This window comes from Rubrivivax gelatinosus (genome assembly GCF_016583785.1).
Taxonomy (GTDB): Bacteria; Pseudomonadota; Gammaproteobacteria; order Burkholderiales; family Burkholderiaceae_C; genus Rubrivivax; species Rubrivivax gelatinosus_B.
Genome location: NZ_NRRU01000159.1, coordinates 1 through 7,444 on the forward strand (window position 1 = coordinate 1; position 7,444 = coordinate 7,444).

Annotated in this window: 3 protein-coding genes; all 3 read left to right on the forward strand. The window is 74.2% G+C overall.

What is annotated here, in order from left to right; translation table 11 throughout:
- Positions 1 to 112 precede the first annotated feature (112 nt).
- On the forward strand, positions 113 to 1,207 hold the full coding sequence (locus tag CKO43_RS24270) for an efflux RND transporter periplasmic adaptor subunit (protein WP_200380267.1): 1,095 nt from the start codon (positions 113 to 115) through the stop codon (positions 1,205 to 1,207).
- A gap of 14 nt (positions 1,208 to 1,221) precedes the next feature.
- Entirely contained in the window at positions 1,222 to 4,335 is a 3,114-nt protein-coding gene (locus CKO43_RS24275; RefSeq protein ID WP_200380268.1) for an efflux RND transporter permease subunit, read from the forward strand.
- Between the two features lie 225 nt (positions 4,336 to 4,560).
- Positions 4,561 to 7,444, forward strand: a 2,884-nt coding sequence (locus CKO43_RS24280; protein ID WP_200380269.1) for a response regulator, incomplete at its 3' end; no start/stop codon positions are given.

Sequence of the window (7,444 nt, forward strand, 5' to 3'; positions counted from 1 at the left end):
TGGCACCGCCGCCGGCTCCCGGCCGGCTCGTGGGCGTGGCCGTGCTGGCGCTGGCGGCCGTCGCCGCGCTCGGCCTGCTCTGGCGCCGGCAGCGCACGCGCGGGGTGGCGGCATGAAGCGCCGCTTCACGCTGACGCTGCTGGCGCTGGCCAGCGCCGTGCAGGCCGGGCCCGCCGCCCAGGCGCCGCAAGGCGAGCCTGCCGCCGTCGTCGAGCCGGTGTCGCGCCTGCCCGACGGCAGCGTGCAGCTGCCGGTGCCGGCGCAGCGTCGGCTGGGCATCCGCACGCTGGTCGGCGAGGCCGGCGACGCGGCGCGCGCCATCGAGCTGCCCGGCCGCGTCGTGATGGACCCGAACAGCGGCGGCCGGGTGCAGACCGCCATCGGCGGCACCGTGCGCCCCGGCCCACGCGGGCTGCCGGTCTCAGGGCAGAAGGTGCGCCAGGGCGAACTGCTGGCCCGCGTGGTCTTCAACCCGAGCCCGTTGGAGCTGGCCAGCCAGCGCGCGCAGCTGGCCGAGCTGCGCAGCGAGCTGCTGCTGGCGCGCCGCCAGGCCGAGCGCCTGCAGTCGCTGGAAGGCAGCGTCGCCCGCAAGGAGATCGACGCCGCGCTCGCCGCGGTGCAGGGACTGGCCGAGCGCGAGCGGGAGCTGGCCGCGGGCCTGGGCGCCAGCGAGCCGTTGCTGGCGCCGGTGGCGGGCGTCGTCGCGCGCGCCGACGTCGTCGCCGGGCAGGTCGTCGAGCCCCGCGACCTGCTGTTCGAGATCGTCGACCCGGCGCGGCTGCTGGTCGAAGCCACGACCGCGGACCCGGCCGTGGCCGCCGGCATCGTCGCCGGCGCGCTGCTGGGGCAGCCCGGGGTCGAGCTGAAGCTGCTCGGCGCGGCACGCTCGCTGCGCGACGGCGTGCTGCCGGTGAGCTTTCGTGCCAGCGTGCGCGGCACCGGGGCGCTGCCGCTGGCGCTGGGCCAGCCGGTGCGTGTGGTCGCGACGCTCGCCGGCACCGTCAAGGGCATCGTGCTGCCGGCGCAGGCGGTGGTGCGCAACGCGGCCAACGAGCCCGTCGTCTGGCTCAAGGCCAGCGCCGAGCGTTTCGTCGTGCAGCCGGTGCGCGTGCAGCCGCTGGACGCGGCACGGGTCGTCGTCACCGGGCTGGCAGCGGGCAGCCGCGTCGTCGTCCAGGGCGCGAACCTGATCGCGCAGATCCGCTGAGACCGGGAGACGACATGTTCAACTGGATCGTCCGTTGCAGCCTGAACAACCGGCTGCTCGTACTGGCCCTGGCCGCACTGCTGCTCGTCGCCGGCGCGCTGAGCGCGTGGCGCACGCCGGTCGACGTCTTCCCGGCGCTGGACAAGCCGCTGGTCACGGTGATGGCCGAAGCCGGCGGCATGGCGCCGGAGGAGGTCGAGCAGCGCATCAGCTACCCGCTGGAGACGGCGCTGAGCGGCATGCCCGGCGTGACCCGCGTGCGCTCGGCTTCCGGCGTCGGGCTCGCGGTGGTCTACGCCGAGTTCGACTGGGGCAGCGACGTCTACCGCAACCGCCAGCTCGTCGCCGAGCGCCTGGCGCTGGCGCGCACGCAGCTGCCGGCCGGCGTCGAGCCCGCGATGGGCCCGGTGTCCTCGATCATGGGCGAGGTGATGCTGCTGGCGTTGCCTCTGGAAGCGGCGGCGCGGGCCGCGGTGAGCCCGATGCAGGCGCGCGAATACGCCGACTTCGTGCTGCGCCCGCGGCTGCTGGCGGTGCCCGGCGTCGCCCAGGTGATCCCGATCGGCGGCGAGGTCCGCCAGCTGCGTGTCGAGCCCGACGGCGCGCGCATGGCGCAGCAGGGCGTGACCCTCGGCCAGCTGCAGGCGGCGCTGCAGGGCTTCGCCGCCAACGCCGGCGGCGGCTTCGTCGACATCGGCGGCCGCGAGGTCCTGATCCGCCACCTCGCAAAGACCGCGGCGCCCGAGGACCTGCAGGCCGTGGCCGTGGGCTGGCGCGACGGCCGGGCGGTCCGCCTCGAGCAGGTGGCGCATGTCGGCTTCGCCGCCGGCGTCAAGCGCGGCGACGCCGGCCACGACGCGGCGCCGGCCGTGATCCTCAGCATCCAGAAGCAGCCCGGGGCCGACACCGTGCGCGTGACACGTGCCGTCGAAGCGGCGCTGGCCGAGGTCGCCGGCGCGCGGCCCGCGGGCCTGGCCGCGCCCGAGGTGCTGTTCCGCCAGGCCGACTTCATCGAGGCCTCGGTCGGCAACGTCGCCCAGGCGCTGCGCGACGGCGCGGTGATGGTGGCGATCGTGCTGTTCGCGTTCCTGCTGTCGGCGCGCACGACGCTGATCTCGCTGCTGGCGATCCCGCTGTCGCTGGCGGTCACGGCGCTGGTGTTCCAGGCGCTCGGACAGTCGATCAACGTGATGACGCTGGGCGGCCTGGCGATCGCGATCGGCGAACTGGTCGACGACGCCGTCGTCGATGTCGAGAACATCCTGCGCCGGCTGCGCCACAACCGCGCCCTGGCCGCGCCGCTGCCGGTGTTCGAGGTCGTGCGCCAGGCCAGCGTCGAGGTGCGCTCGGGCATCGTCTACGCGACCCTGATCGTCGTGCTGGTGTTCGTGCCGCTGTTCGCGCTGCCGGGCATCGAGGGACGGCTGTTCACGCCGCTGGGCATCGCCTACATCGTCTCGGTGCTGGCGTCGATGGGGGTGTCGATGACGGTGACGCCGGCACTGGCCTCGTGGCTGCTGCCGCGCATGAAGGCCATCGATCGCGGCGACAGCCCGCTGGTGGCCTGGCTCAAGCGCGGCGACACGCGGCTGCTCGCCTGGTCGCTGCGCCGGCCGCGGCGGCTGATGGCCGGCGCCGGCCTGGCGGTGCTGGCCGCCGCGGCGAGCGTGCCCTGGTTCCCGCGGGCGTTCCTGCCGGCGTTCAACGAAGGCTCGGCCGTCGTCGGCCTGGTGTTCGAGCCCGGCACCTCGCTGCCGGAAAGCAGCCGCATGGGCACGCTCGCCGAGTCGCTGCTGCTGACGGTGCCCGAGGTGGCGCAGGTCGGCCGGCGCACCGGACGCGCCGAACTCGACGAACACGCCGAGGGCGTGCACGCGTCGGAGATCGAGGTCGACCTGAAGCCCGGCGGCCGCGCGCGCGAGGCGGTGATGGCCGACATGCGCCGCGTGCTGGCCGTGCTGCCGGCGCAGGTCAGCGTCGGCCAGCCGATCTCGCACCGGCTGGACCACCTGCTGTCGGGCGTGCGCGCGCAGATCGCGATCAAGGTCTTCGGCGACGACACCGACGCCTTGCGCGGCGTCGCCGAGCAGCTGCGCCAGCGCCTGGCCGGCATCCCCGGCCTGGTCGACCTGAGCGTCGAGAAGCAGGTGCTGATCCCGCAACTCGCGGTGCGCCTGGACCCGCAGCGCACGGCGCAGGCCGGGCTGGCGCCGGGCGAGGCGCTGCGGCTGCTGCAGACGCTGACCGACGGCACGACGGCGGCACAGATCGTCGACGGCCCGCGCCGCTACGACCTGGTGCTGCGCCTGGCCGACGCGCAGCGCAGCCCGCAGGCGCTGGCGCAGGTGCCGATCGACACGCCCTCGGGACGCATCCCGCTCGCGGCGATCGCGGACATCGAGGAGAGCGACGGCCCGAACCAGATCGGCCGCGAGAACGGCCGCCGCCGCATCGTCGTCTACGCCAATACCGACGGCTCGGACATGGCGGCCGTCGTCGCCGGCATCCGCGGCGCGATCGCCGCCACGCCGCTGCCGGCCGGCGTCTCGGTCAGCCTCGAAGGGCAGTTCCAGGCACAGGAGGAGGCGACCCAGCTCATCACCGCGCTGTCGCTGGTGTCGCTGGCGCTGGTGTTCCTGGTGCTGTACTCGCGCTACCGCTCGGCGGTGCTGGCGGCCATCGTCATGGCCAACATCGCGCTGGCGCTGGTCGGCAGCGTGCTCGCGATGTGGCTGGCGGGGGTGGCGCTGTCGGTGGCGTCGATGATCGGCTTCATCACGCTGGCCGGCATCGCCTCGCGCAACGGCATCCTGAAGATCAGCCACTACCTGAACCTGATGCGGCTGGAAGGCGAAGCGTTCGGCGAGGCGATGGTCGTGCGCGGCTCGCTCGAGCGGCTGACGCCGGTGCTGATGACGGCGCTGGTGGCGGCGTTCGCGCTGACGCCGCTGCTGCTGTCGGGCGAGGCCCCGGGCAAGGAGATCCTGCACCCGGTGGCCGTCGTCATCTTCGGCGGGCTGATCAGCTCGACGCTGCTGGACACGCTGCTGACGCCGGTGCTGTTCCTGCACTTCGGCCGCGCGCCCAGCGAGCGGCTCGCGGCCGAGGCGGCGCAGGAGGCCTTCTGAGGCCGTCGGCGCCCGGGGCCGCCGTTTGCCACGCCGGCCGTGCGCGGGCGCCCGCCGCCAGCACTCGACCCGGCTGGCAGCATGGGCTCGTGCGGGCTGCCGGCGTCGACGCCTGGGTTTCATCCCTTGTCAGGGGGCTCCAGCGGCCGATAGTCCATGCGGTTCAAGGCAGCCGACCGCTTGGGCATGGCTGAGTGTTCACGATCGAGAGGGAAACGGAGCGCCGTGGACAAGCTCGCGAAGCTGGCGCTGATGCCCGACGGGCCTCAGGGGGACGACGACGTGCTGGTGGCGTTCCACCGGCTATTCGACCCCTGTCTCGACGCGGTGCTGCTGACCGACCTCACCGGCGCGGTGTGCGCGGCGAATCCGGCCGCCTGCGCGCTCTTCGGCGCGCCCGAAGCCGCGCTCTGCCAGCCGGGGCCGGCGCAACACGGCCCGATCGACGAGGCCGACCCGCGCTGGCCCACGCTGCTGGCCGAGCGCGAGGCGAACGGCGGCGCACGCGGCGTGCTGCGCATGCGACGCCCGCCCTCGGGCCCGTTCGACGCCGAGGTCTCGTCGTTCCGCTTCGTCGACGACGCGTCGTCCGCCGCGTTCGTGCTGATCGTGCGCGACCTGCGGCCGCAGCAGGAGGCCGAGCGGCGCGCCATCGAAAGCGAGCAGCGTCTGGGTTTTGCACTGCAGGCCGCCGAGATCGGCGACTGGAGCCTGGACCTGTCCACCGGCAGCGTGCGCCGCTCGCCGCACCACGCCCGCTGTTTCGGCGATGCCGCTGTCGACGCGCCTTGGGGTTTCGCCACCTTCATCGAACGCGTCGAGCCAGAAGACCGCGAGCGCGTCGAGCACAGCCTGCGCCACGCGCAGCAGGGCGACGGCGTGCACGACATCGAGTTCCGCGTGCGCTGGCCCGACGGCTCGCTGCACTGGCTCTGGGCCAAGGGCCGCTTCTACTTCGACGCCGACGGGCAGGCGCGGAAGGTCGCCGGCATCGTCGCCGACATCAGCGAACGCCGGCGCACCGAGGACGCGCTGCGCGAGCGCGAAGCCCTGCTGAGCACGCTGACCAGCCGCGCCCGCGTCGGCATGGTGATGGTCGACAGCCAGCGGCGCTACGTGTTCGCGAACACGGCCTATGCCGAGATCCTCGGGCTGGCTTCGGCCGACATCGCCGGCCGGCGCATCGCCGAGGTGCTGCCGGCGGTGTTCGACACCCAGATCCGGCCCAGGCTCGACTCGGCCTTCGCCGGCCAGTCGGTCGACTACGACCTGACGATTCCGCGCCGCCCGGGCTGGGACGGCGACCGGGTCTTCGCCGTTTCCTACGACCCACCGGTGGCGACCGGCCACGGCCCCTGCGTCATCGTCGTCATCGTCGACATCACCGACCGCGTGCAGGCCCGGGCCGCGCTGCAGGAGCTGGCGGCCGGCCTGGAGCAGCGGGTGCTGGAACGCACCGCCGAACTGGCGAGCGCACGCGACGCCGAAGCCGCGGCGAACCGGGCCAAGAGCACCTTCCTGGCCAACATGAGCCACGAGATCCGCACGCCGATGAACGCGATCATCGGCCTGACCCATCTGCTGGCGCGCGACGCCGTCGAGCCGCTGCAGCGCTCGCGGCTGGCCAAGGTCGACGTCGCCGCCAAACACCTGCTGCGCGTCATCAACGACATCCTCGACCTGTCGCGCATCGACGCCGGCAAGATGCAGCTGGAGGACACCGAGTTCTCGCTCGACGAACTGGTGGCGCGCGCCGTCGAGATGCTCGGGCACCGGGCACGCGAGAAGCGCCTGGAGCTGGTGCTCGACACCGGCCGCGTGCCCGACCGGCTGAGGGGCGACCCGACGCGCCTGTCGCAGGCCATCCTGAACCTGCTGACGAACGCGGTGAAGTTCACCTCGGCGGGCTGGGTGCGGCTGGACATCGAGGCGCTGCAGCACGACGGCGACGGGCTGCTGCTGCGCTTTCGCGTGCAGGACACCGGCGAAGGCATAGACGCCCAGGCGCTGCCCAAGCTGTTCACCGCCTTCGAACAGGCCGACAGCACGACGACGCGGCGTTTCGGCGGCACCGGCCTGGGGCTGGCGCTGACGCGCCACCTGGCCCACCTGATGGGCGGCGAGGTCGGCGTCGCCAGCACGCCGGGCGTCGGCAGCACCTTCTGGTTCACGGCGCACCTGCAGCCGGCCGGCGCGCAGCCGGCGCGGCCCGCGAGCCCGGCACTGTCCGGGCGCCGGGCGCTGCTGGTCGACGACCTGGCGGAGTCGCTGCGCGTCCAGGGCGAGACGCTGCGCACGCTGGGCCTGCAGGTCGACGCCTTCGACGACCCGCGCCAGGCGCTGGTGCAGGCCGGGCGCGAAGCCGATGCCGGCCGCGGCTACGACCTGCTGGTGCTGGACTGGCGCATGGGCCCGCCGGACGGGGCGCAGCTGCTCGCCCTGCTGCGCGAGCGGCTCGGCCAGCAGCTGCCGCCGGCGCTGCTGGTCACGGCCCACGACGAGGACCTGATGTGGCAGCAGGCGAAGGCGGCCGGGTTCGCCTCGGTGCTGCTGAAACCGGTCACCGCGTCCAGCCTGCACGACGCACTCGCGGGCCTGCTGGGCACACGAGCCGCGGCCGAAGCCGAGCCGGCGGCGCGCAGCCTGGACGCCGGCGCCGCCGAGTCCGAACTGCGCCGGCGCCATGCCGGGCGCCGCGTGCTGCTGGCCGAGGACAACCCGGTGAACCGCGAGGTGGCGGTCGAGCTGCTGCGCTCGGTCGAGCTGGTCGTCGAGACCGCCGAAGACGGCCGCGAGGCGGTGGACAAGGTGCTCGCCGGCCGATTCGACCTCGTGCTGATGGACATGCAGATGCCGGTTCTCGACGGCCTGGAGGCGACGCGGCGCATCCGGGCCTCGGGGCGCACGGCGCTGGCTATCGTGGCGATGACGGCCAACGCCTTCGACGAGGACCGCGGCGCCTGCCTGGCGGCGGGCATGGACGACCACGTCGCCAAGCCGGTCGACCCCGAGCGCCTGTACGCGGCGATGCTGCGCTGGCTGCCCGGCCGCGCCGCGGGCGGCACCGCGCCCGGGCCGACGGCGGCGCGGCCGGGCAGCCAGCGCAGCA

Excerpts from the sequence above, each read along its gene's own strand:
- CKO43_RS24270 (WP_200380267.1), top strand. The coding sequence starts at position 113 with ATGAAGCGCCGCTTCACGCTGACGCTGCTGGCGCTGGCCAGCGCCGTG.
- CKO43_RS24275 (WP_200380268.1), top strand. The coding sequence starts at position 1,222 with ATGTTCAACTGGATCGTCCGTTGCAGCCTGAACAACCGGCTGCTCGTA.